General features: G+C 68.2%; 22 protein-coding genes. 8 read left to right on the top strand and 14 right to left on the bottom strand.

Annotated elements, in window-relative coordinates:
- The first annotated feature begins 11 nt into the window (after nt 1–11).
- From BST13_RS11700 to BST13_RS11690, 3 genes are all read left to right on the top strand, one after another.
- Entirely contained in the window at nt 12–800 is a 789-nt protein-coding gene (locus BST13_RS11700; protein ID WP_083163960.1) for an acetyltransferase, read from the top strand.
- A 74-nt stretch (nt 801–874) separates the two neighbouring features.
- A complete protein-coding gene (locus BST13_RS11695) occupies nt 875–1168 on the top strand; it encodes a putative quinol monooxygenase (protein WP_083164222.1) in 294 nt (97 codons plus the stop codon).
- 37 nt (nt 1169–1205) lie between these two features.
- Nucleotides 1206–1508, top strand: coding sequence for a hypothetical protein (locus BST13_RS11690; protein ID WP_142282769.1), 303 nt, complete (start codon nt 1206–1208; stop codon nt 1506–1508).
- On the opposite strand, the gene BST13_RS11685 is transcribed toward BST13_RS11690, so the two are convergent.
- Genes BST13_RS11685 through BST13_RS40185 form a run of 3 tightly spaced genes read right to left on the bottom strand, consistent with a single transcriptional unit; the run spans nt 1505 to nt 3990 of the window.
- Nucleotides 1505–2755 (bottom strand): MFS transporter, encoded by a 1251-nt coding sequence (locus tag BST13_RS11685; protein WP_083163956.1) that lies wholly within the window; start codon nt 2753–2755, stop codon nt 1505–1507. The two genes, BST13_RS11690 and BST13_RS11685, sit on opposite strands and share 4 nt — an antisense overlap.
- On the bottom strand, nt 2752–3849 hold the full coding sequence (locus BST13_RS11680) for a tetratricopeptide repeat protein (RefSeq protein ID WP_083163954.1): 1098 nt from the start codon (nt 3847–3849) through the stop codon (nt 2752–2754). Before BST13_RS11680 ends, BST13_RS11685 begins: the two co-directional genes overlap by 4 nt.
- 12 nt (nt 3850–3861) lie before the next feature.
- Entirely contained in the window at nt 3862–3990 is a 129-nt protein-coding gene (locus tag BST13_RS40185; RefSeq protein ID WP_281254742.1) for a hypothetical protein, read from the bottom strand.
- Nucleotides 3991–4195: 205 nt separating this feature from the next.
- Here BST13_RS40185 and BST13_RS11675 point away from each other — a divergent pair, with 205 nt between their 5' ends.
- The gene (locus BST13_RS11675) at nt 4196–6022 is read left to right on the top strand and encodes a protein kinase domain-containing protein (RefSeq protein ID WP_083163952.1); all 1827 of its coding nucleotides are present in this window, start codon (nt 4196–4198) and stop codon (nt 6020–6022) included.
- Entirely contained in the window at nt 6019–7212 is a 1194-nt protein-coding gene (locus BST13_RS11670; protein WP_083163950.1) for a BTAD domain-containing putative transcriptional regulator, read from the top strand. The genes BST13_RS11675 and BST13_RS11670 overlap by 4 nt, the downstream gene beginning before the upstream one ends.
- Nucleotides 7213–7224: 12 nt before the next feature.
- Here the strand turns inward: BST13_RS11670 and BST13_RS11665 are convergent, their stop codons facing one another.
- The 8 genes from BST13_RS11665 to BST13_RS11630 form a co-directional block, all read right to left on the bottom strand.
- A complete protein-coding gene (locus BST13_RS11665; RefSeq protein ID WP_064942942.1) occupies nt 7225–8415 on the bottom strand; it encodes an N-acetylmuramoyl-L-alanine amidase in 1191 nt (396 codons plus the stop codon).
- Between the two features lie 129 nt (nt 8416–8544).
- Nucleotides 8545–8877 carry a thioredoxin gene (gene trxA / locus BST13_RS11660; protein WP_083163948.1) on the bottom strand — a complete coding sequence of 111 codons (333 nt, stop codon included), beginning with the start codon at nt 8875–8877 and terminating at the stop codon, nt 8545–8547.
- 34 nt (nt 8878–8911) lie between these two features.
- Complete coding sequence (gene trxB, locus BST13_RS11655; protein WP_083163946.1) at nt 8912–9847, bottom strand: thioredoxin-disulfide reductase; 936 nt, start codon at nt 9845–9847, stop codon at nt 8912–8914.
- A gap of 84 nt (nt 9848–9931) precedes the next feature.
- Complete coding sequence (locus BST13_RS11650; RefSeq protein WP_083163944.1) at nt 9932–10660, bottom strand: hypothetical protein; 729 nt, start codon at nt 10658–10660, stop codon at nt 9932–9934.
- Nucleotides 10611–11255, bottom strand: a complete 645-nt coding sequence (gene sigM / locus BST13_RS11645; RefSeq protein WP_211296069.1) for an RNA polymerase sigma factor SigM — start codon at nt 11253–11255, stop codon at nt 10611–10613. The genes BST13_RS11650 and sigM overlap by 50 nt, the downstream gene beginning before the upstream one ends.
- Nucleotides 11256–11354: 99 nt before the next feature.
- The gene (gene murJ / locus BST13_RS11640; protein WP_083163940.1) at nt 11355–15026 is read right to left on the bottom strand and encodes a murein biosynthesis integral membrane protein MurJ; all 3672 of its coding nucleotides are present in this window, start codon (nt 15024–15026) and stop codon (nt 11355–11357) included.
- Complete coding sequence (locus BST13_RS11635) at nt 15023–17458, bottom strand: hypothetical protein (RefSeq protein WP_083163938.1); 2436 nt, start codon at nt 17456–17458, stop codon at nt 15023–15025. The genes murJ and BST13_RS11635 overlap by 4 nt, the downstream gene beginning before the upstream one ends.
- Complete coding sequence (locus BST13_RS11630; RefSeq protein ID WP_083163936.1) at nt 17440–18252, bottom strand: NUDIX hydrolase; 813 nt, start codon at nt 18250–18252, stop codon at nt 17440–17442. Before BST13_RS11630 ends, BST13_RS11635 begins: the two co-directional genes overlap by 19 nt.
- Before the next feature lie 84 nt (nt 18253–18336).
- Here BST13_RS11630 and BST13_RS11625 point away from each other — a divergent pair, with 84 nt between their 5' ends.
- On the top strand, nt 18337–19776 hold the full coding sequence (locus BST13_RS11625; RefSeq protein WP_083163934.1) for a CCA tRNA nucleotidyltransferase: 1440 nt from the start codon (nt 18337–18339) through the stop codon (nt 19774–19776).
- 18 nt (nt 19777–19794) lie between these two features.
- Complete coding sequence (locus BST13_RS11620) at nt 19795–20307, top strand: pullulanase (protein ID WP_083163932.1); 513 nt, start codon at nt 19795–19797, stop codon at nt 20305–20307.
- A 72-nt stretch (nt 20308–20379) separates the two neighbouring features.
- Here the strand turns inward: BST13_RS11620 and BST13_RS11615 are convergent, their stop codons facing one another.
- Complete coding sequence (locus tag BST13_RS11615; protein ID WP_083163930.1) at nt 20380–21156, bottom strand: TIGR03084 family metal-binding protein; 777 nt, start codon at nt 21154–21156, stop codon at nt 20380–20382.
- Between the two features lie 21 nt (nt 21157–21177).
- Nucleotides 21178–22464, bottom strand: a complete 1287-nt coding sequence (locus tag BST13_RS11610; RefSeq protein WP_083164220.1) for an MFS transporter — start codon at nt 22462–22464, stop codon at nt 21178–21180.
- 139 nt (nt 22465–22603) lie between these two features.
- Here BST13_RS11610 and BST13_RS11605 point away from each other — a divergent pair, with 139 nt between their 5' ends.
- A complete protein-coding gene (locus BST13_RS11605; protein WP_083163928.1) occupies nt 22604–23209 on the top strand; it encodes a YqgE/AlgH family protein in 606 nt (201 codons plus the stop codon).
- 14 nt (nt 23210–23223) lie between these two features.
- On the opposite strand, the gene BST13_RS11600 is transcribed toward BST13_RS11605, so the two are convergent.
- Entirely contained in the window at nt 23224–23580 is a 357-nt protein-coding gene (locus tag BST13_RS11600; RefSeq protein WP_083163926.1) for a hypothetical protein, read from the bottom strand.
- Between the last annotated feature and the right edge of the window lie 166 nt (nt 23581–23746).

The following is a 23746-nucleotide window of genomic DNA, read 5'->3' as shown; positions in this document are numbered from 1 at the left end:
CGGGGAGTCTAGTGTCAGCACGTATCACGCCGCTCCGGCTCGAGGGATTCGAGCAGTTGCCGAAGCATGCACGGCGGTGTGTCTTCTGGGAGGTAGACCCCTCGACGCTGCGCGGCGACGATCACCTCAGTGATCCCGAGTTCGAAAAAGAAGCGTGGCTGTCCATGGTCATGCTCGAGTGGGGATCGTGCGGCCAGCTCGCCGTCGAGTCACCTCCCGATGACGGCAGTGAGTTCGGACCGCCGATCACGGGGGACGAACCGTGCCTTGGCTATGCGTTCTATGCACCACCCGGAGCGGTGCCGCGGGCACGACTTTTCCCCACCGCACCTGTCAGCGCCGACGCCGTTTTGTTGACTGCCGTCGCGGTCGAATCCGGCGAGGGTACCGAAGATCTGCCGGGAAGCCTGCTCGCTGCGGTGGTGAACGACCTTGTGCGGCGGGGTGTTCGGGCCCTGGAGGCATTCGGTTACACCACCGCCGTTACCGAGTTGGGCGACTGCGGCTCGCTGCCCGACGAGTTGGCGCCCGTCGTCGAGGTGCTGGGGGACTGCGCGGTCGACCAATGCATGATCGAGTCCGACTTTCTTCAGGATGTCGGCTTCTCTGTCGTGGCTCCCCATCCGTACTTCCCGCGGCTGCGGCTCGAGCTCGACAAGGGCCTGGGCTGGAAGGCCGAGGTGGAGGCCGCACTGGAGCGGTTGCTCGAGAATGCCCGGATCGAACTGCCGATCGGTGCCGGGATGACAGGTGCCACGATGAACATCCCTCGGCCGGCACCGTGCAAGCCGCTGTCTTGACCGGATGCCGATGACTTCCGCAGGCCCGCGGTGTCTACCTGGATATGCCAGCAGCATCGGATGAACGGGATGACGTGGTCATCGTGGCCGGACACATCATCGTCGAACCTGCACAACGGGAGTCGTATCTTGCGGGATGCGTAGCCGTCGTCGAACAAGCCCGGCGCACATACGGGTGTATCGACTTCGCCATCTCAGCCGACCTGATCGACCCGAGCCGAATCAACGTGTACGAGCAATGGACCTCGCAATCGGCTGTCGAAGCGTTCCGGGGTGACGGCCCCAGCGACGATCAAAGCGCGGCGATGCTCTCGGCGGCGGTGGCGGAATATGACGTCGTTGCGCGGCGGATGTTGTCGGGCGGTTAGCTGTGTCGGGATGGATTCAGTGGCGAGGCTGAAATTCGTGCGACGAGTAGATGCGTTCACGTACCTCTTCGTCGAGGAGGGGCACCCACACGGCTATCCGTCATACCGGCGGATGGACCTCGACATCTGGTGCCGGCGGCTACCCGATTTCGGCTGGGTGGTGTGCGACGCCGCAGGGACGGTCAGCAGCCGGCCGTTCGATGACGCCGGGCAGGGGGAGCGGCCTCCGGCGGGCGTGTGGGTCAGCCGCAAGGGCGACCGGTCGTCCGAGTGGCAACCGAATCCCCAACTCCCGCAGCATGAATCAGTGCAATGGTGCTCTGAAACCCCGCTGGTCTAAATCCCGATCCGGTTCGCCGACGCGGGGAGGTGCCGAGCGAGGCGGGTGGCCCATAGTGCGCCCAGCAGACTTGCGACGATCAGCAGCACCATGAGGGTGGTGCCGTGCTTGGTTCCGAATGCCAAACCGGTGACTGCCGGGCCTACGAAGAACCCCGTGGTCCAACCGAGCGCGGATACCGCGTTGTACCGGCCCCGAAGATCCTCCGGGGCAAGGTCATTCACGATTGCTGTCAACGTCGGGGCCAGAGTTGTCTCGGCGATACCGAACGTCACCATCGTCGCGATGAACCCACCGACCGCCAGCCATCCGCTCCCTGCGTGGCCGGACACCCACGCCAACATCCACGCGAACGCCCAACACGTACAGGCAATGGAGATTGCAGCCGTGCGGGTACGACCGGCCAGTGCCCGCAGCACCGGCAGCTGCAGCACCACGACGGTCGCGGCGTTGGCGGCAAAACAGATCCCGAGCGCGCTCACCGGGATGCCGCGATCATGGGTGGCCCAGCCGGGGAACGCCGCGTGATACTGAGCGAAGCCGATCGTCACCACCAACGCAGACAGGCCGACCACCGACAGGAACAACCGGTCCCGCAGAACCGCGCGATAACTCGGTCTGGGATGGTCCGCTGCGGGTGATGTCGTTCGGCACGGTGTGGGAACGAGCCACAGTAGTGGGATGAACAACAAGAATGTCGCGGCGTCGATCAGATAGATGGCTTGAAACGTCGCCGGGCGGGTGGCGTCGACGACGAATCCGGCGAGGACGGCGCCGACCGCGATACCGGCGTTGAGGGTGGCGTGGCGCACCGCGAACGCCGCGGACCGCTGCGCGGGTGACACGACGGTGGCCAACAGCGCGTCGAACGCCGGCCAGGTGATCGAGTTGCCGAGCCCGAGCAGCGCCGAGGCCAGGAACGCCACCACTGCGCAGGTGACCCAACCGAGTGTTGCCGCACCGGCGGCGGAGAACATCAAGCCGACCAGTAGTGCGGGCCGTGGCCCGAGCCGGTCGCTGAGGTATCCCCCGACCGGGTTACCGACGAATGACGCGAGCGCGACGGTGGACAGTGCCAGGGCGGCGGTGGTGATGTCGATGCCTCGCACCTGATGCAGGTAAACCAACATGAACGGTAGCGACATACCGGATCCCAACGCGGACAAGGCATCACCGGCAAGGATCGTCGCGGCGGCCCGCGGCAGCCGAGGAATCAATCGGTGGGTCTCGTCCGTTGTCTGAGTCATTGCCCATTCCTGAGCGGCGAGAGCCCTTCGACAGTTGCGTGCAGATCGCGTCGCCGTGGGTGCTCCGGCGGCAAGCCGGCGCCCAATGCTGTCTCCGCCTGGGCCAGCAGCTGTTTCGCGGCGTCCACGTCGCCTTGACCGGCCAGCAGCACGGCCAGATTGTGTTGCACGAGCGCCACGTCGGGATGGGTGCTCCCGAGTGTGGACTGCAGGATCCGCAGACTGCGTTCGTACAGTCGTCGCGCCTCGGCTGTGTCGCTCGCCGCGGTGCTGACCGCCAGGTTGGCACAAGTCATGCCGACTTCGTAATGATCAGCGCCCAAAGCACTTTCGAAGATCTCCAGGGCGCGCCGGTAGCACGATACGGCGGCCGTCGGATCGCCCGAGTCGTGGTGGAGCGCGCCGATCGCGCTCAAATCGCATGCCACATCGGGATGGTCGTCACCGACAGCCTCGATGCGGAGCTCCAGACCGCGCCGCGCGTGGGCCAATCCTTCTGCGAAGCGTCCTCGGGCATGGGCGAGGCCACCGAGGTTGTGCAGCAGCACCGCCAGTGCCTGCTCGTCGGTGACGGGTTCGACATCCAACACGGCCTGGATATGCGCGTAATGTGCTGCCGCAGCGTCGAACTGGCCGCAGGATTTGGCGGTGACACCGCGCAGGTTGTGAATCGAGAGCACGGTGGTGTCATCGGCATCGAGTATCTGGTGCGAGATATGCAGTGCCGCAGCCAGTCTCGCATATGCAAGCTCGAATGCCGCGCTGTTCAACAACATTCGTGCGCACACCAGTTCGATATCGACCCACAACGACATCAGCGCGGCGTCGCGCGTCTCGGCCAGCGGTTCCGCTATCTCGGCAGCCCGCTCTGCCAGCGCTCGGGCCGCTGCGAAATCCCCGGCAGCTTCCTCGATGTCGGCGCACGTCAAGATCACATTGGCAACATCGGGAGAATCCGGGCCGAAAGCGGCAATGGCGCTGTCGACCGCTGCCGCCCCCAACACGCGTGCGTCCTTCAGTCGCCCACTCGCCATCGCAGCCAGTGCGGCGTCATGCTGCGCCGCCGCCTGACGCACCGGCCCGGATTCAGCCACCGGTCCCGCCCGTCAGATTCGAGCGGTGACCAGGCTGTGATTCTGGGTCAGTGACCGACGTGGGCGAGTCGTGGTCAGGCTGTGGTTGTTGACGAGGGCCCGCTTCGGTCGGACGGTGACCAGGCTGCTGATCGCATTCATGGTTTCTGCTCCTTGTTTGGTGTGTCGTCACTCCGGGATGTCCGAGAGGACGGCAACCACCATCGCGCAGCGACCTCAAGGACTCCTCAAATCGACAGGTTGCCGAGCGTGGTCCGTCTCGCAATAGCCAAGGGCAATGCCCATGCGCAGGTCGGAGACCTGGGTGATCATTGATGTCTGACTCAAGAGGCAGGTCGTGCGGGCGATGGTGGGTGATCTGTTTACGACGCAGCGTGGTGCGGGCGATCCGTTGCCTGCTTTGCTGGCCGCCGCTGGATTCGAGCAGGCCAGGCAGATCGGCCGGGGCGGGTTCGGGGTGGTGTACCGCTGCGTGCAGACCGGTCTGGATCGGGTCGTGGCGGTCAAGGTGTTGACCGCCGACCTGGAGGACAACCGCCCCCGGTTCATGCGTGAACAGCAGGCGATGGCCCGGCTGACGGGACATCCCAACATCGTTCCTGTGCTCCAGGTGGGTCAGACCGATCAGGGCCAGCCGTATCTGGTGATGCCCTTCTATCCGCGAGGCTCCCTGCACACGCGGATCTTTCGAGACGGGGTCGTGGGCCTCGAGGAAGTCCTGCACATCGGAGTGAAGCTGGCCGGAGCGCTCGATTCCGCACACCGGCAGGACATCGTGCACCGTGATGTGAAACCGGCCAACATCTTGCTCACCGATTACGGAGAGCCTGCGTTGACCGACTTCGGTATCGCCCACTTCGCCGGTGGGTTCGAGACCGCCACCGGTGTGTTCACCGGATCCCCGGCCTACACCGCGCCCGAGGTGCTGTCCGGGCAAAGCGCCGGCGCGGCCGCCGACGTCTATGGCCTCGGCGCGACATTGTTCACCGCGTTGACCGGTCATGCGGCGTTCGAACGGCTCGATGGCGAACAGGTGGTGGCGCAATTCGTGCGGATCACCACCGGGCCGGAGCCTGATCTGAGTAGGCACGGGGTGCCCGCCGACGTGGCCGAGGTGGTCGCGCGAGCGATGGCCCGCGCTCCCGAGTCGAGGCCGACAGCCGCGGAGCTGGGGGAGCAGCTGCGGCGGCTGCAGTTACGGCACAGCTCGGTGGAACGGCCCGTCGCCGCGCCGGATCCGACGATTCATGGCAGGCAGCATGTCCGCCGCCGCATCCTGACCGGGGCAGCTGTCGTGTTGTCGGTGTCGGCGACCGTGTTCGGACTGCTCCATTGGTGGGGTGGATCCGGCAGGGCCGACGATGGAACCCCGCGCAATCTCACGGCCGAACCCGATGGTGTGGTGCCCGAGATCGCGGCCACGCTGCCGGCCGGGATCAAGAATGCGGGCAGGTTGGCGATCGGGGTGGAGGTTCCCTACGCGCCACTGGAATTCAAAAGTTCCGCCGGGCAGATCGTCGGTTTCGATGTCGATCTGATGAACGCGGTCGCCCGAACCCTCGGGTTGGTTCCGGAGTATCGCGACGTGGCGGCCTTCGAGGACATCATCCCCGAAGTGCAGCGCGGGAACCTCACCTTGGGGGCCTCGGCGATCACCGATACGCGCGAGCGGGAGCAGGCGGTCGATTTTGTCACCTACTTCCAAGCGGGGACCTTGTGGGCGCAACGGCCCGGCCCACCGATCGACCCGAACGCGGCATGCGGGCTCAAGGTCGGGGTGCAGTCGGGCAGTGTCCAGGCTGACGATCAGATTCCGGCGAAAAGTGATGCGTGCGTGGCGACCGGACTCAAACCGATCGAGAAGGTGGTGTTCACGCTGCACAACGAACTGACCGCGGCGTTGATCAACGGTCAAATCGATGCGATGGCAGCCGATTCGCCGGCAACCGCGTTTGCGATCAAGCTCAGTACCGGACGACTTGTTGCGGCCGGTGACGTTACCGATGTCGCGCCATACGGCTGGGCCGTCGGCAAAGGCTCCGGCCTGTCGGAGCCGCTCCTGCAGGCCCTCGAGCACCTGATGCAGACCGGCGAGTACCGAACCATCGCCACGAAGTGGGGGATTGAGCGCGGCATGATCGGCAAACCTGTGATCGACGGCGCCACTGCATGATCAGACAACCTGTTACGTCTCATGGTGAGACCGGAAAAGCGCTGTCGCAGAACAGTATCCAGTTCGGGATACTCGGTCCGTCCGAGATGTCGGTCGGCGGCAAGATGGTGCCAATCGGGTCGCACAAGCAGCGCGCGGTGCTCGCGATGCTGATCATTCATCGCAACCGGGCAGTCGGGATCGACGAACTGATCAGCGCAGTGTGGGGGAACGCTGCGCACCCGGGCGCGCGGGCGGCCTTGCACACCTACGTGTCCAATCTGCGGGGTCTGATGGCCGGCCCGGGCACCGACACCCACGCGGTGCTGGCCAGGACACCGCCGGGATATCGCATGTCGGTTCCCGACGAAGACTGTGACGTCGGGCGTTTCATCATCGAGCGGGGAAAGGGCGTCCGTGCGCTTGCCGCTGGGCATTTCGAACAAGCCGGCGAGTACCTCTCCGACGCGCTGTCGCAGTGGCGTGGACCGGTGCTCGACGATCTGCGCGCATTCGGCTTTTTCGAGGCGTTCTCGACCGCGCTCGCCGAGGAAAAGCTCACCACGCACATCTCGCGAGCAGAGGCCGAAATCGCCTGTGGCCGCGCCGGTTTGGTCATCAACGAACTTGAGGCGCTGGCTTGTGAGCATCCCTACCGGGAGCCGCTGTGGGCGCAGCTCATCACGGCTTATTATCTGGCTCAACGCCAATCCGACGCGCTCGACGCGTACCACCGATTGCGGACGGCACTCGATGAGGACCTCGGCATCGATCCCGGCCCTGTTGTGCAAGCGCTGTATGTGCAAGTACTACGCCAACAGTCGCTTGATCCGGCGAAGGCGGCTCAGTTGCATGCCGACGAGACCGTCGAGGCGTTCCATGAACAAGGCGGGGTGGTGGCCGAACGTCTGAACGGCCCTGTCCTGAGGGGCGTCGATGGGTGTGTGCATCCGTTGTGCGCGTTGAGCACTCGCATCGGGCGCAGCCCCGACAACAACATCGTTCTCGCCGATGCGAGGGTGAGCCGTCACCACGCCGCGATCATCGCGACCGGCAACAGCTTCGTGATCGCTGATCTGAACTCGAAGAATGGTGTGTACGTGCGGGATCGACGGATCCACCCCAGTGAGACGCTCGTGAGCGGTGACGTCATCCGCGTCGGCGACCAGCAATTCACGTTCGACATCGCCCTCGAAGGGCCGTCGGCCTGATTGGCCGAGCGGTTACGCGCCGCGCGGGGTCTGCTCGACCGACAACTCGTGGGCCAGCAGTTCGGCGAACGTGAAAGTGCCTGTGGGACGGTCGTTCTTACCCAGCAGGTAGAGACGTTTCACCGCGGCCAGGATGCCCTCGGCGATGGCGTCGCGGGTCGCCGTGGAGACCAGCAGATTGCGATCACGCGGATTGGTGATGTAGCCGACGTCCACCTGAACCGTGGGCATCCGGGTGAGCCGCAGCAGGTCCCAGGTCCGGCCGTGGGTACGGCAATCGCGTAAACCGGTGCGGGCCACCACTTCCCGCTGGATGAAGTCGGCGAGGTTGCGGCCGATGGTCGACACCGAACCGTGCGAGTTCCCGAAATGGAAGGAGGCCACCCCGTTGGCGGAGGGGCTGAGTTGGGTGGCGCAGCGCAGGCTGATCATCAGGTCGGCGCCGACCGTGTTGGCCGTCGCCGCGCGCTCCGCGTCGAGCGGGCTGTGCCCGGCCGGCCGGGACGTGAAGGTGTCCATCCCGATGGCCGTCATCCGGCCTTCGAGCCGACTTGCCAAGTCCCACAGGATGTCTGCTTCGCTGATCGGCCCTTCGGGGCCATTCATGATCATGCCGTGATCAGACCCGCCGCGGCCCGGATCGATGATCACCCGCTTGCCGGACAGCCGTGGCCCCGACCGCCGGACCAGCTCCTCCTCGCGGATCGCGTGCGGCGAGCCACCGGTGACGCGGGATCCCAGGAAGTACAGGGAGCGAAGGGTTTCCGGACCGCAGATGCCGTCGGGGTAGAGCCCGTACTCACGCTGGTAGGACGACAGGGCATTGTGGGTCTGCAGACCGAAGTGGCCGTCGACCATCCCGGTGTAGAACCCGAGATCCTGCAATCGCGCCTGCAGGGTCGCGACGTCGTCGCCGTACATCGGCGCACCGAATTGGTGGGTGAGCGTGCGGGCACCCAGCCGGTAGGACGCTTCTCGCAGTGCGCGGTAGGTCGCCTCACCCACGATCCCGTCCACCAGCAGACCACGATGCTGTTGGAAGGCACGCACCGCTTGGTCGAGTTCGTCATCGAACACATCCAGTGCGACGTGCCTGCCGGTGTTCAGATCGGCGTCCGGGTTGTCGATGAGACCCAGCGACGTGAGCGCTTCCCGGATCTCCGTGACCGCACCGCCACGATCGCCGTGACGCAGACTCGACATACGGGCCCCTCCAGGCTGGTTTTCGGCGGGTTGCCGAAACTGACCAGCCAGCATTGTCTCAGATTTCGACCACATACCGGAAAACGCCAGGCGAATCCGGCGCGGGTCTAACCATCCGTTAACGCAGCGTCAGAGCGCGTCGGCGAGCTCACGCAGCAGCGCAGCCTTGCCCTTGGCCCCCACGATGCGCTTGACCGGGGCACCGTCCTTGAACAGGATCATCGTCGGGATCGAGACGACCTGGAAGTCCCGCGCGGTGGCGGGGTTGGCGTCGACGTCGAGCTTGGCCACGGTCAACTCACCGGCCTTCTCCGACGCGATCTCCTCGAGCACCGGCGCGACCATCTTGCACGGCCCGCACCAGGTCGCCCAGAAATCCACCAGCACCGGCGTGCTGCTGGTCAGGACGTCGTCGGAAAACGACGCGTCGGTGACCGCTACGGTTGCGCTGTCCTCACTCATGGTCTCTCTCCTGTCGATCGAAAGGTGTTCGGGCTCAGTCGTTGTCAGCCAGCCAGCGTTCGGTGTCGATGGCCGCCGAACAGCCGCTGCCCGCGGCCGTGATGGCCTGGCGGTAGGTATGGTCGACAAGGTCACCCGCGGCGAACACGCCGTCGACCGACGTCGCGGTGGTGCGACCCACGGTCAGCACATAACCCTCGTCGTCGAGGTCGACCTGCCCGCGCACCAACTCCGAGCGCGGATCGTGACCGATGGCCACGAACACCCCGGTGACGGCAAGCTTGGACTCCTCGCCGGTCACGGTGTCGCGCAGGCGTACGCCGGTGACCTTCGGCGAGCCTTCGATCTCGGTGATCTCCGTGTTGGTGAGGAACGTGATCTTCTCGTTGGCGCGTGCGCGCTCGAGCATGATCTTGGAGGCGCGGAACTCGTCGCGACGGTGGATCAGGGTGACGCTGCGGGCGAACCGGGTGAGGAACGTCGCCTCCTCCATCGCCGAATCGCCGCCACCGACCACGACGATGTCCTCGTCGCGGAAGAAGAAGCCGTCGCACGTCGCGCACGTGCTCACGCCCATGCCGGTCAGAGCCTCCTCGCCGGGCACGCCGAGGTGGCGCGCCGCGGCGCCCATCGCCAGGATCACCGAACGGGCCCGATGGGTCTCGTCACCGACGGTGACCGTCTTCACGGGACCGGTGAGGTCGACCGCTTCGACGTCCTCCATCCGCAGGTCGGCGCCGAAGCGCAGCGCCTGCTCACGCATCTGGTCCATGAGTTCGGGTCCGGTGATGCCCTCGCGGAAGCCGGGGTAGTTCTCCACCTCGGTGGTGGTCATCAGCGCACCGCCGAACTGCGTGCCCTCGAACACCAGCGGCTTGAGCTGGGCGCGGGCGGCGTACACGGCAGCGGTGTAACCGGCAGGACCCGATCCGATGATGATGACGTCGTGGACGGTCTCTGAGGTGGTCATATCGGCCTTTCTGCCGGATCTTGGCTCGGCATGCGTGTAACGCCAGCCTAGGCCGGGCTGTTCCCGGCGAACTCGGGGGACAGACTACGGGCGTTTGACGACGGTGTCCGCGAGCAACCCGGCGTGGCCGGCGTCGCAGTCGGGCGCCACCACCAGGCCAACGACCGCGCCGGGGACGTCGGAGGGCACCAGGATCAGCACCCCGCGCCGGCCCCCGACATCCTGCGGTCGGCCACCCAGCACCTTGATCCCCGGCGGGTAACCCAACGCCGCCAGGCACTGGGCGCGGCGTTCGGGGTCGGTCAGCGGCCCGAGATCGGGGCGGGCCGCCAACAGGCCGAGCAGCTGTGGCTCGGGCAGGTCGACCGTGGGTTGCGGCGGGGACACCGTGATCCGCTCGAACCGCGCCGTGGCCGCCGCGGAGGGCGGGTCGGGACGCATCAGCATGGCGCTGCCCAGTCCGACAGCGAGCAACGCCGCGCACGCCCCAGCTACGGCAGCGGCCCGCCGAACCCGTCGCGCACCCCGGTGCACGGCGTGTTCGGGCGGGGGAGCGGCACGCAGCGCCGACGTGAGGCGCGCGGCCACGTCGTGTGGCACGGGAGGCGCGGACTGCCCGTCGTCGGCCAGATCCGCGACGTCGCGTCGCACCCGGTCCAGGGCGGCCAGCATGGCCGCCGCCTCGGGTTCGGTGCGCACGCGGTGGCGCAGGCGGGCGGCGGTGGCATCGTCGAGCAGCCCGGCCTGTAGTTCGGCGAGCCGGTCAGGTGTGATCGGCTCGTCTGACGGCGCTGGGTGCGTGCTGCCGGTCATCGGGATCAAAGTATCGCAGCGAGCGGGCGAGTTTGGCCCGGCCGCGCGCACACCGGCTCTTCACGGTGCCCTCGGCGACCCCGAGCAGCTGCGCCGTCTCGGCCACCGTGTAGCCCTGCATGTCGACCGCGACGATTGCGGCCCGCTGTTCGACGGGAAGCATCAGCAGTGCGCGTTCCACCACGATCGCGGTGTCGACGCGGTGCGCCGGGTCGCCGACGGGGTCGCGCAGATGGCCGAGGTCGGCATCGTAGGGCGCCGCGGCCGGCTGGGCCTTGGCGCGTCGCAGCCGGTCCAGGCAGGCGTTGACCACGATCCGGTACAGCCAGCTGCTCACCGCCGAGTCGTACCGGAACGACGCGGCCGTCCGATGCGCCGACAGCAGGGCGTCCTGCACGGCGTCATCGGCATCGTCGTCGTGGCGGCTGGTCAGATACGCCAGCCGGCGCAGTTGCCGGTGATACCGATTGACCAATTCCTCGAACGCGTAGCGATCCCCGGAGACGTGAGCCGCGAGCAACTCGGCATCCGTCCGCCTCCCGGCGCCCACCGACGCTGGTGTTGCCGGATCCCCGGTCCCCCCGAACCTGCCCACAGCCGAACACTAAGCGCTGCCGCAGGCGCCTCTTGACACTTCTTTGCCGGGCCGCCCATCACGCATGGTCAGCGCTGTGGCCGACCTGTGGATGACCGATCAGGACGCCGCACGCACGGTGATCTCGGAGATGTCGGTGCGGTTCTTGCCGTCGACCGTGCCCAGCGTCGTGATCCACACCACGACGTTGGACGTCGCTGCCGACTTGTTCACCGTGATGGTGTTGGACCCCGGCTTCATCGGCGTCGGAGGACTCAGCTCGGTGGTGTCGTTCAGCGACGACGGCGACGCACTCTGAGCCGACCGGATCTGCACAGCCGTGCCGGTGCTGTCGAGGTTGACGGTGACCGACCCGACCACCGTGGGCTGCGGCAGCTGCAACAGCAGACCGACACCGTTCTTGAAGTTCGGGAACGGCGTGGAGTCGGTGTACGCGTCGGTGGACCACGCGGTGCCCGCATTGCCGTCGATGGCCTGCCCGGCCTGGCTCGGGTTGTCCGCTTCACCCTCGGGCGAGAAGACCGTCGCCTTGACGGGTTTCACGACACTGCCCGACGGCGCGGAACCGGCCGTCGAGGTGGTCGAGGACGAGGGTGCGTTGAGGCCCAGTTCATCCTTGTTCAGCCCACCGCCGACGTCGCCGAAGATGTGGTTGAGGACCGAGGCCAGCACGATGAGCGCGATGACGATGACGGCGCCGCCGGCAGCCAGGCCGATCATCAGGCCCTTGCGCCGTCGAGCGGCAGCCGCCTCGGCGTCTCCCGTGGCGGCGTAGGGCCGGGCGGGCGCGGGTGCCGGTGGTTCCGGCGGCGCTTCCATCAGCTCCGTGCGGTCGGCGATGGCGGTGGCCTGCTGCAACAGGTTGAGCAGCGTGGGGGCGCTGCGGATGCCGCCGCCCTCCTGCACCGCACGGGCTGCCGCCGCCGAAATCTGGAACGGTATGTCGCGGTCGACGGCCCGAGGTTCGACCGGCTGGCCCGTCGCGTCACGCGCGGCCGGCTCGAGCCCACTGGGCACACCGGACTCGGGCAGCGGCCACCGGTCGACCAGCAGGGCGTACAGCGCCGCGCCGATACCGCGGATGTCGTCGTCGGGCGTGGCCTCGGGCAGGGTGGCCGGGAAGGCCAACGCCACGTCACCCTCGATGCTGACGCGCACCCGGCTGGGATGGTCGATGGACAACGCCACCCCGGCCCTGTGCGCGGCCTCGGCGGCCGCGGCCAGCGACTGGATGGCCCTGGCCCCGCCGATCGGGGACGGCGAGGTGTCGGCGACTTCGGCCAGCGAGCCGCCTCGGATCCACTCTGACACGACCAGGCCACCGGATCCGCTGTGGGCGACGTCGAGCACCCGGGCGATACCCGGCACATCCAGGCGGCTGAGCTTGAGGGTGCGCGAGAGGATCTCCTGCACCTGTTCGCGCGGCATGACGGTGTCGGGGTCGACGAACGTCAGCGCCACCTGGCGGTCGAGCGCGGTGTCCAGCGCCTGCCAGAACTGCAGGTTGGGCGGCCCGCCGTGGAACACCAGCAGCCGGTAGCGGCCGTCGGCGATGGTGGCGCCCGGGATCAGCTGCACATCGTCGGTGGTCGCAGCTTCGACCTGCTCGCGCGGTGGCGCGAACGACATCGGTTCGCGAGTCGGGTCACCGCCGTAGTCGGCCGGGATCCGGGTGGTGGTTCCGTTGGCCGGGCCGCTGGACGACGTGTCGATGACGGCGGTGACGCCGTTGCTCGGGCCGCTCGACGAGGTGTCGTGTTCGCGCGTCTCGGCTTCCTCAGGCGCCTCAGAAGCGTCGGGCACGTCAGGCCGGAAATCGTCGGGAGTCGGCCGCGGCAGCTTCGTCGTCGCCGTGCCCTCAGGGCCGGGTGCCGGGCCGCCCGCGGATTCGTCGGTCACCGGTGGTCCTTTCCGCATCCCCGCTCCGGCAACCGATGCCGGAGCCCCACCGAAGGTGGCCGCCGGGGTTGGTGGCCACCGATGTGGAGAAGAATTCCTCTGATCAGGGTACGGGACCGCACCCCGGCGGCGTGGCTGGACGGGCCCGGCGGCCGGAGTCGCGGCTACCTCCGCGGCCCGTTCCGGCGCCGGCCGGCCGAGCCGACGACGCACCAACGCCAGCGCGGCCTGGGCCTCGGGCACGCGGGCAGCGATCAGTACCCAAACGATGATCGGAACCATGATCAGGCCCAGGGCCAGCAGCCGCAGCAGTGAGCCGCCCGCGCCGAGATGCGCTGTCAGCGACGCCAATCCGAGTAGCCGGTCGGCGACATGCGCGACAAGACCCGCACCCAGTGACGCCGTGATGGTCACCAGGATCGTCCGCACGACCGGCCGGCTGACCAGATGGCCCGCCGGCGGACGCAGACTGGACCGCAGCAGCACATGTCCGACGATCGCGCCGGCCAGGAATCCCAGCCCGTTGGCCAGACCGAGGTATCCGGCCACCATGTCGGGGTTGTCGGTGAGATGCGGGGCCACCAGAGAGCCTGCGATCTTCACCGCCGTGATCACGACGATCAGGATGATCGGCGTCCACGGCCGTTCACGCGCGTAGAACACCCGCAGCTGCAACAGCACCATCGAGTACGGGATGAGGGTGAACGCCGACAGCGTGATCGCCATGCCCAGGTAGCCGGCGTCGGTTTCGCCGAAGTTGCCGTAGGCGAACAACGCACTGCCGATCGCCGGGCCCCCGACGGTCATCATCGCGACGATCGGGATCAGCGTGATCATGGTCAGCCGCGTGGCCAGCGAGAAATCTTCGAGGATGGCCGGGACATTGTTGGCGGCCGCATTGCGACTCAGCCGCGGCATGACCACCGTCAGCACCGTCACGCCGATCATGCCGAACGGCAGCATCAGCACGAGCCACGTGTAGTTGTAGATCGCGGGCCCGGACGCCGCTGCGGTGCTGGCGATCTGATTGCCGACGATCAACCCGATCTGACTGATCAGCACGTAGAGCACCATCGCCGCGGCCATCGTGCCGAACTTCTTGAGCCGGTCGTCGATGCCCCACAGCGGACGCAAGCTGATGCGCTCGGCCCGGATCGCCCACAGCAGCACTGCCATCTGGGCCACCACGCCCAGGGTCGTGCCGATCCCGAGCACGAGCAGTTTGGCGTTGCCCATGTGCACCGGGTCGACGGAAAGCTCGCCCGGCACCAGCACGTACAAGCCCAACGTCAGGATGGCGACGACATTGTTGAGCACCGGCGCCCAGGCCGGCGCGCCGAAGATGTTGCGGGTGTTGAGGATCGCCATGAATACCGAGGACAGCCCGTAGAACAGCACCTGCGGCAGGAGCAGGTAGGCGAACGCCGTCGTCAGCGGATCGTTGACCTGCGGATCGCTGCCCAGCATGACCCGGACCAGCAGCGGCGCGCACGCCACCGAGAGGACCGTCGTGACCAGCAGCAACGTGGTGGCCAGCGTCACCAGCCGACGCACGAACGCGGTACCCCCGTCGGGATCGTCGCGTTCGGCGCGGGCCAGCACCGGCACGAAGATCGCCGTGAAGGTGGCCTCCAGCACCAGCGCGGCCACCATGTTCGGCAGCTGATTGGCCACGGAGAAAGAACTGGACAGGGCCGCACCGAGGATCGCGGCCAGCAGCACGATGCGGAAGAAGCCGGTGATCCGGGAGATCAGGGTGGCGAACGCCATGCCCCACGACCGCGACACCACCGCAGCGTCGGAGAGCTCAGGACGGCCGCGGGTTGGTGGGTGGGAAGGCCGCTGCGCGGGCTGGCGCCGCGGCGCGGTCATCGGTGCCGCTCCCTGGTCGGGTGCTCGTCCGGGTTGAACGCCTGCGCCACCTCGATCGGGTCGGGCCGGTCCAGGTCCGCGCGATCGGGCTGGCCGCGGAACCGGTGCCACAGCCTGCGCCCGGCGAGCAGGACCAGCACCGCTCCCGCCGACAGCGTGATGAAGAACAGCACCTTGCCGTAGGCGTTGGAGTGCACCGAGAGGCGCACCGGGTCACCCAGCGGGAGACCGTCCACGGTCTGCAGCGCGACGTCGACCGCGACCCGCTGAGTGAAGTGGACCTCGATCGGTACCCGCAGCGGCAGGTAACCGGGCGGAAGCTCGATCACGCCCATGTCTGTGACCGTCATCCCGGGTGGGGCGTTGATCTGCAGTCGGACCCGGATCGGCACGGGAAGATCGTTGCGCAGCGCCAGCGGCAGCGGGCTGCGTTCGGTCGCGAGCGTGTACGAGTCGCCGGGGTTCACCACGGTGACGGCGTTGAACATGTCGTCGACGCTGTGCGCGACGATGTCGAGCCGCTGGCGGGCCAACCCGGCGCGCGTGTCGGGTGGCACCGATTGGCTCAGCGCACGCAGCATGTCCTCGCGCAGCGGGGCGGTGTACTGCGCGCCGGTCAGGCCGGTTCGCTCGTCGGTGGTCAACGCCGCGGTCAGGCCCCACAGCCGCGCTGTCACCCCGGCGATCCCGCCGGTGATCGAATCGTCGATGCGGCTGCGCGGATTGCCCAGTGTGTCGGCCGGCCGCGGCTGCACCGGTTCGGCGGGTACGGCGTTGGCGTCGGCGATCACCGCGGTCAGCGGCCGGGGGATCGCCAGCCCGGCGTGAATCGTCGTGGCCACCGACGTCAGGATCGCCTGGGCATCGTCGGGATGCAGCGTCCACACCAGCGGTGGCATCAGGATCTGGGTGCGAGGTTCGGTGTCGTGCGACAGCCCGCGCCACAGCAGGGCACCCACCGCGTCCTGGCGCCGCGCGGTCGCCGAGTCGTGCCGGACCGGGATGTCCATCGTCGGATCGAGGTAGGAGGGGGCGACCGGGTCGCTGCCCGCACCGGCCAGCGCTGCGCCGACCGCAGGATCGAACGCTGCGGACACCAAATCTGAGCTGTAACGAACCGGGGTGACGTTCGCGGTCTCCGGGGCGCCGGTCGCGGAGTCCTGCGCGGTGGTGTGAGCGGCCGCGATCGCGACGGTCTGCCCCTGGGCGCTGAGCAGGTCGACCGCGGGGCCGGTGAGCGGTCCGTCGCCGACGATGCTGGCGCCCCGAGTCGAGGTGATGCCCAGGATCTGGTCGACGATGTCGCCCGCGCCGTTGGTGGCGATGGCGCTCAGACCCGCATCGTTGACGCGGTTGAGCGCGTCGAGGTCGGCGTGCGCGTAGGTCGTCGGCGCCACACACATGTGCTGGGCGAGTCCACGCAACCGGTTGAGCCAGGCCACTGCGGCGTCGCGCCCGGTACCGGGCCGGGTCCGGGTGCCGGGCCCGGCGTCGGGGCCGTCGTCGACGACGTAGCCCGCGGTCATCGCGTTCACGGTGACCAGCAGATCGGGGTCGACCGCCAGGCACAGGGCGGCACGGACCTGCCCGGCTGGGTCGACCGATGGGCCGGTCGCGAAATCGACCGCGGAGAGCAGCGTGTCGAGCCGGCCGCCCGGCGCCAGGGACGTGGCCAGATCGTCGTCGATGAGCCGTACCGGGGTGGTGCCGCCCGGTGCCCCCGCAGCCAGCCGCGGACGGTCGGCCAACGGCCACAACATGGTCAGCCCGACGGGACGCGAGGTGTCGGGTGCCACCACCGAGCTCAGGGCCTCGGCGGAGGAGGCTGTACCGTCGGCACCGGGCTCGGCCGGTTGCTCCGAGGGCACCCCGATCACGGGCAGCAGGAAGCGGGCGTCGTCGAGGCGGGCCGGCTCCCCGTAGTCGGGGGTGCCGTTGACGTTGACCAGCACGGGGTACACCCCGGGCTGGTCGATCTGCAGGGACGGCCGGTCGGCGGCCCGCAGCGGATACGACAGGGTGAACGGAACCGTCTGGCCGCGAGCCATTTCCGTGGACACGTTGATGAAATCGGCGACGGGGGAGAACTTGTCGAGGCTTCCGCTGAGGTCGGTGCGCAGCTCGGTGGACGACCCAACGGCGCGGGCATGCTCCAACCGGATCACCACGTCGCGGACCGGCCGGTCTCCCACATTGGTCACCACGCCCGACACTGTGACCACCGGCTCGCTGGTGGTGGTCACGAGCTCCGGGGACACGTGATCGATGCGCAGTTGCAGAAACGGCATCTGCCCGGGCTCACCGGCTGCGGCGCGCGGAAGCACACCCGGGACCGTCACGAGCAACAGCACGCTGAGGACCGTCAGGATGCGCGCCGCCGTCGAGAGCCAACGGGGCATCGCCGAGCCCGCGGTCACGGCCCTTGTCCGCATCCGTTCGTGCGCCGGGGAGGCTGAGGCTGACCGGAGTCGTCACGGCGGTGATTACGGGTGTGCGAATGGGTTTGGGCCCGCCGCCGCGGCGCACTGCGCGGCAGTGGCGGCAGGGCACCCGGCCCGTCGGTGTGCAGCTTGTCGATCAGCTCGCCCGCCACCTCGGCCAGTTTGCGTTCGTCGGCATAGGCCAGCCTCGACGGCAGCTCGCCCAGCGGCACCCAGGCCACCTCGGTGACTTCGACGTCGTCGTCGGAGAGCTCGCCGTCCTGGAACCGCATCAGATAGTGGTGCACGGTCTTGTGCACCCGGCGGCCCTCGGTGACGAACCAGTAGTCGATGCTGCCCAGCGCGGCCAGCACTGTGCCCTGAATTCCGGTCTCCTCCGCGACTTCTCGGATGGCGGTCTGTTCGGCTGTCTCACCCAGCTCGATGTGTCCCTTGGGCAGCGACCACAGCATCCGTCCCCGCCGATCGATCCGGCCGATCAACGCCGCCACCTGGGTGTCCTTCGGGCCGTCGATACCGTCGATCACCAGGCCGCCGGCCGAGGTCTCGTGCACGGTGCGCAACCGCTCGGGTGGGCGTCGTGGCCGCGGCTTGCGTTGCCTGGACTGGTCCCGCGGGGTGGGATGCTTGTCACCGCTGTCCGCGGACTCGGCGGCATGTTCGCTGGGTTGGGCGGTGTGATGGTCGTTACCCGTGTCGGGCGGGCCGGCAGCCCGCTGCGCACGGCGTTGGCCGCGGCGGCGACTGCGGCGCCGTCGTGGTTTGGCCTGTTCGCCGTCCGACACCCAAGCGATAGTAGCTGCCACGGGGTGGCGGTCCTGCCACACTCGCCGGTAGTGGGCCCACCGGGCACACTAGGCTCTCCGAACGTGTCCGATGCTGCACCCGATGACGCCGAACTGCTGGCCCGCGCGCTGGTCGCGCTGAACCAGCATGGCGAACTGCTGCGCGGGCTGGGGCAGGTGTTCGCTGCCGGTGGCCACGAGCTCTACCTGGTGGGCGGCAGCGTGCGTGACGCGTTGCTGGGCCGCTTGGGCACCGATCTGGACTTCACCACCGACGCGCGGCCCGAGGACGTGCAGAAGATGTTGCGTGGCTGGGCCGACGGATTGTGGGACACCGGAATCCAATTCGGCACGATCGGCGCCGCCAAGGGCGATCAGCGGATTGAGATCACCACGTTCCGCGCCGACAGTTATGACCAGGTGACCCGGAACCCGACGGTCGAGTTCGGGGACACCCTCGATGACGATCTGGTGCGCCGCGACTTCACCGTCAACGCCATGGCAGTGCGCATCACTGCGGACGGTCCAGGTGAATTCTGTGATCCGCTGGGCGGTTTGGCGGCATTGCGGGCCGAGACGCTCGACACACCTTCGACGCCGCAGGTGTCGTTCGGGGACGATCCGCTGCGGATGCTGCGGGCCGCCCGCTTCGTGTCACAACTCGGGTTCACGGTGGCGCCGCGAGTCCTGGAGGCGCTGCTGGAGATGGCGCCTCAGCTGGGTCGCATCACGGCCGAGCGCGTCGCGGCCGAGCTCGACAAGCTGCTGTTGGGCACCGATCCCGTCGCGGGTGTCGACTTGATGGTGCAGACCGGGCTCGGCGCGGTGGTGCTGCCGGAGGTCGGCGAGATGCGGATGGCCATCGACGAGCACCATCAGCACAAGGACGTGTACTGGCATTCGCTGACGGTGCTGCGCCAGGCGATGGATCTGGAGGACGAGGGCCCCGACCTGGTATTGCGCTGGGCGGCGTTGCTGCACGACATTGGCAAGCCCGCGACGCGCAAGCACGAGGCCGACGGTGGCGTGAGCTTTCACCACCACGAGGTGGTGGGCGCGAAGATGGTCCGCAAGCGCATGCGGGCGCTCAAATACTCCAAGCAGATGGTCGACGACGTCTCCCAGCTGGTCTACCTACACCTGCGGTTCCACGGATACGGCGAGGGCAAGTGGACCGATTCGGCGGTCCGGCGTTATGTCACCGACGCCGGTCCGCTGCTCGGACGGTTGCACAAGCTGGTCCGCGCCGACTGCACCACCCGTAACAAGCGCCGGGCCGCGCGGCTGCGGAGCAGTTATGACGATCTGGAGGCCCGGATCGCCGAACTGGCCGCCAAGGAGGATCTGCAGCGGGTCAGGCCTGACCTCGACGGCAACGAGATCATGACCATCCTGGGCATCCCGGCCGGTCCCCAGGTGGGCGAGGCGTGGCGGTACCTCAAGGAGCTGCGGTTGGAGCGCGGTCCGCTCGAGCACGACGAGGCCGTCGCCGCTCTGCAGGAATGGTGGAACGCGAGGGCCTAGCCGTGCGTCTGATCAGACATGGACTACTGCCTTGGCGATCCCGACGGCACGGCCACGATGTGGAGTGCCGAGCCTGCGGTCGACATTGACGGGGACGGCACACCTGACGGGGTCGGGGTGGATCTCGACGGTGACGGCAGGCTCGACGACGTGATGGCCGACCTGGATGGCGACGGCATCGCCGATCATGCGGTGTTGGACATCGACGACGACGGCCGCGCCGAGACCTACTTCACCGACGACGGCTCGGGCACCTGGGCGTTGCGGGTGGACCGCAGCGGGCAGGTGCGCTGGTTCGGGCTGGACGGTGTGGAACATCCGGCGGGGCCGCCGCTCGTCGCCTTCGCCGGGGACGGCTCCGCCGACGATCAGCTGCTCGACGTCGACGGCAACGGGCTGGCCGACCGGGTCATCACCGGTGACCGCGCCTATGTCGACACCGACGGTGACGGGCGGTGGGATCTGACGTTGACCGACAGTGACGGCGACGGTCTGGCCGACTCGGCGGGCACGGTGGCTCGCGGTCAGTGACTCTGCACCGAGGGCGTGACGCTCTCGGTGTTTCTCGCCCTGACCGCAGAGTCGACGGATATGGAGCGCTGCTCAGCCCCGGCCGGTTCCCGGCGGGCCGGCGAAGGCCTGGGCGATGGTCAGCCACTTCTCGGCGTCGGCGCCGACGGCCGTCACGTCGAGCTCGCGGGGCGCGCGCCGCTGCGTGACCAGCAGGCAGAAATCCTCGGCCGAACCCGTCACGCGCTGCGTGGCGTCCTCGGGTCCCCATGTCCACACATCACCGTCGGGACCCTGCAACTCCACGCGGAACGGCTCGGGAGGTACGGGCAAACCGTGCAGGGCGAACGCGTAATCGCGCGTGCGAACGCCGATGTGGGCGATCGAGCGCAGGCGCGCCGTGGCCGGTCTGCGCACCCCGAGCGTGTCCGCGACATCGAGCCCGTGCGCCCAGGTTTCCATCATCCGGGCCGTCGCCATCGACGCCGCACTCATCGGCGGGCCGAACCACGGCAGCTTGCGGCCGTCGGGGACCGTCAGCAGCGCGTCGTGCAACCGGCGCCGCGTCTGACGCCAGTCGGCGAGCAGCTCGGCCGGCGGAGTGGCCGCGATCTCCTCGGCGCCGGCGTCGACGAACCCGGTGGGATTCGTCATGGCCTCGGCCACGACGTCGTTGAACCCGGCCTCATCGGTGACGGAGATCAACGCGACCCGGTCGGTCCACAGCAGATGGGCGATCTGATGGGCGATCGTCCAGCCCGCCGCCGGAGTTTCGGTGGCCCACTGTTCGGCGGCCAGGTCGGCGACAAGCGCGTCGAGTTCGTCGCTCTCGGCGCGGAGATCGGCCACGATCTGCTCTGCAGTCGACATGCGGGTCAGCGTAGACCGGCCTCAGGTGCGTCGCGGCGAGGCTGCCCTGGCGTGGATGCCGAGCCCCGCCAGGTAGAGGAGCGAGCCGGCCACCACCAGTCCGGGCGTGTGCCCGTTGGGAGGAATCACCGCAGCCGCGACGGTGCTGGCCGCGATGAACGAGATCCAGAACAACGCGTCCTGGACGGTAAAGACATGTCCGCGCAGTGCGTCGTCAATGTCGAGCTGCATCGCGGAGTCCGCGCACAACTTCACCAGCTGTCCGGCGGCGCCGAGCAGGAATCCGCACGTCAGCATCACCGGCAGCTGCAGCCCGATCGCCGCGAGCTGGGCCACCGTGGCGAATGCCAGCGCCCCATTGGCTGCGGCGTAGCGGCCGAAGCGGGCGATGACGGCCGGCGCGGCCACCGTGGCGAGGAACGCGCCGGATCCGGTGGCGGCGAGGAACACCACTGCGGTACCCAAGCCGAGACCGGCGACCTGGGTCGGGGTGTCGGTGTGGCGCACGATCACCAGCACCAGCAGAGTGTTGATGCCGAAGGCCATCCGGTGCGCGGCGAGCCCGGCCAGCGTCCCCGCGACGGTCGGTACCGCCGCCACCGTCCGCGCACCGTGCACCCAACCGGTCGACACCGCATAGGCGACCGAGCCATGGATGGTGCGTTTACTTTCGTGCGGGCCCAGCACGTGTGGTCCGAACCGCACCGACAGCCACAGCGCCAGTGCGACGGGGGCCAGCACGATGAAGATGATCACGGAGGCGCCGGTGTCGTTGGCCCCGAACACCCATCGCGGCAGCAGCATGAAGTTGGCCCCGAGGAATGCCGCGAGTGCGCCGGTGGCGGTGGCGACCGAGTTCATTGTCACCACCTTTTCCGGGGGCACCACATCGGGCAGCGACGCCGACAGACCCGATGACACGAACCGGGTGAACCCGTTGACGATCAACGCGGCGAACAGGACGGCGACGTCCCCGACGCCGAAGGCCAACAACACGCCGGTGAGGATCACCAACAGCAGCCGGCCCAGGTTGGCGCCGATCATCACCAGGCGGCGGTCCCAGCGGTCCAGCAGGGCGCCGGCGAACGGGCCGAGCAACGAGTAGGGCAGGTACAGCACTGCGAACGAGCCTGCGATGGCCCACGGTCCTGCGGCGCGTTCCGTGCTGAACAGGAGGCCACCCGCCAGCCCGGCCTGGAAAAGGCCGTCACCGAACTGGCTGACCGCGCGCAGCTCCAGCAGGCGGCGGAACTCCGTCATGCCGCGCATCGACCGCCAAAGAGCAATGGGGGCGGCAACGTCAACCACGGCAATCACATTCTGTTCGGGGGCTGTTCAGCCCACGATCGGCGACCTGTTCCACACTACAAACTTTCTGGGCCTACAAATCGCGCACCGCGCGTGGTTGTTCGCCACGTCTCGGCGGCGCTGGTGACATGATGGACAGGTGGCGCCGTCAGAGGATCCGGAGGACTTCATCGCGCCTGCGGCGCACCGGGTACGACCGGGGACGCTCCTGCTGGCCAACACCGATCTGCTGGAGCCGACATTCCGTCGCAGCGTCATCTACATCGTCGAACACAACGCCGGTGGCACGTTGGGCGTGGTGCTGAACCGGCCCAGCGAAACCGCCGTCTACAACGTGCTTCCGCAGTGGGCCAAGCTTGCCGCCAAGCCCAAGACCATGTTCATCGGCGGTCCGGTGAAGCGTGATTCCGCGTTGTGCCTGGCGCTGCTGCGCGTCGGCATGCACGCCGACGGGGTGCCAGGGTTGCGGCACGTGCAGGGCCGCATCGTGATGGTCGACCTCGACGCCGACCCGGACACCATCGCCCCGGTACTCGAAGGCGTCAGGATCTTCGCAGGCTATTCGGGGTGGACCATCGGGCAGCTCGACGGTGAGATCGAGCGCGACGATTGGATCGTGTTGTCGGCGTTGCCGTCCGATGTGCTGATCGAACCGCGGATCGACCTGTGGGGCCGCGTGCTGCGGCGTCAGCCGCTACCCACCTCGCTGCTGGCGACTCATCCGATCGACACCAGCCGCAACTGACGGGCTGGTCGGGATCAGCTACACGACAACGTGCAGCTGGCGCACGATCCGGTGCATCCACCGCCGCTGCCGACGGGCGAAGCGGCCTCGGCACGGGCGACCACTTTGGCGCTCTGCCAGCAGCCGGCAGCCACCGTGGCAACCGCGCCGATGACACACACCGTCACCACCACGACGCCTGTCCGCGGCTCCGCGGACAGGGCCGCGACGCCACCTGCGGCGAGCATGACCGCCGCGGCAAGCTGGGTGGGGGCCACCGCTCGCAGCACGGTGCGGACCGGATCACCGGAGTGCGGCCTGGTCAACAACCACAGACCAAGGATTCCGACGATCACGGCGACGCTCAGGCAAAGCAGCGCGGCGATCAACATGGGCCACACAATACGAGGCGGACGGGCCTCCTGTCAGGTCGGGTTCGGCTGGGCGGAAACTAGCCGTGCAGGCCCAGGAGCTGCGGCAAACCCGCCGCAGGCGCAGGTGCGGGGGCGGCCGCAGGCGCGGGCAAACCAGGAGCCGGGGCCGCAGGCGGGGCTGGGG

Source organism: Mycobacterium aquaticum (assembly GCF_002086485.1).
GTDB classification, from domain to species: Bacteria; Actinomycetota; Actinomycetes; order Mycobacteriales; family Mycobacteriaceae; genus Mycobacterium; species Mycobacterium aquaticum.
This window is presented reverse-complemented; position numbering and strand designations above follow the sequence as displayed.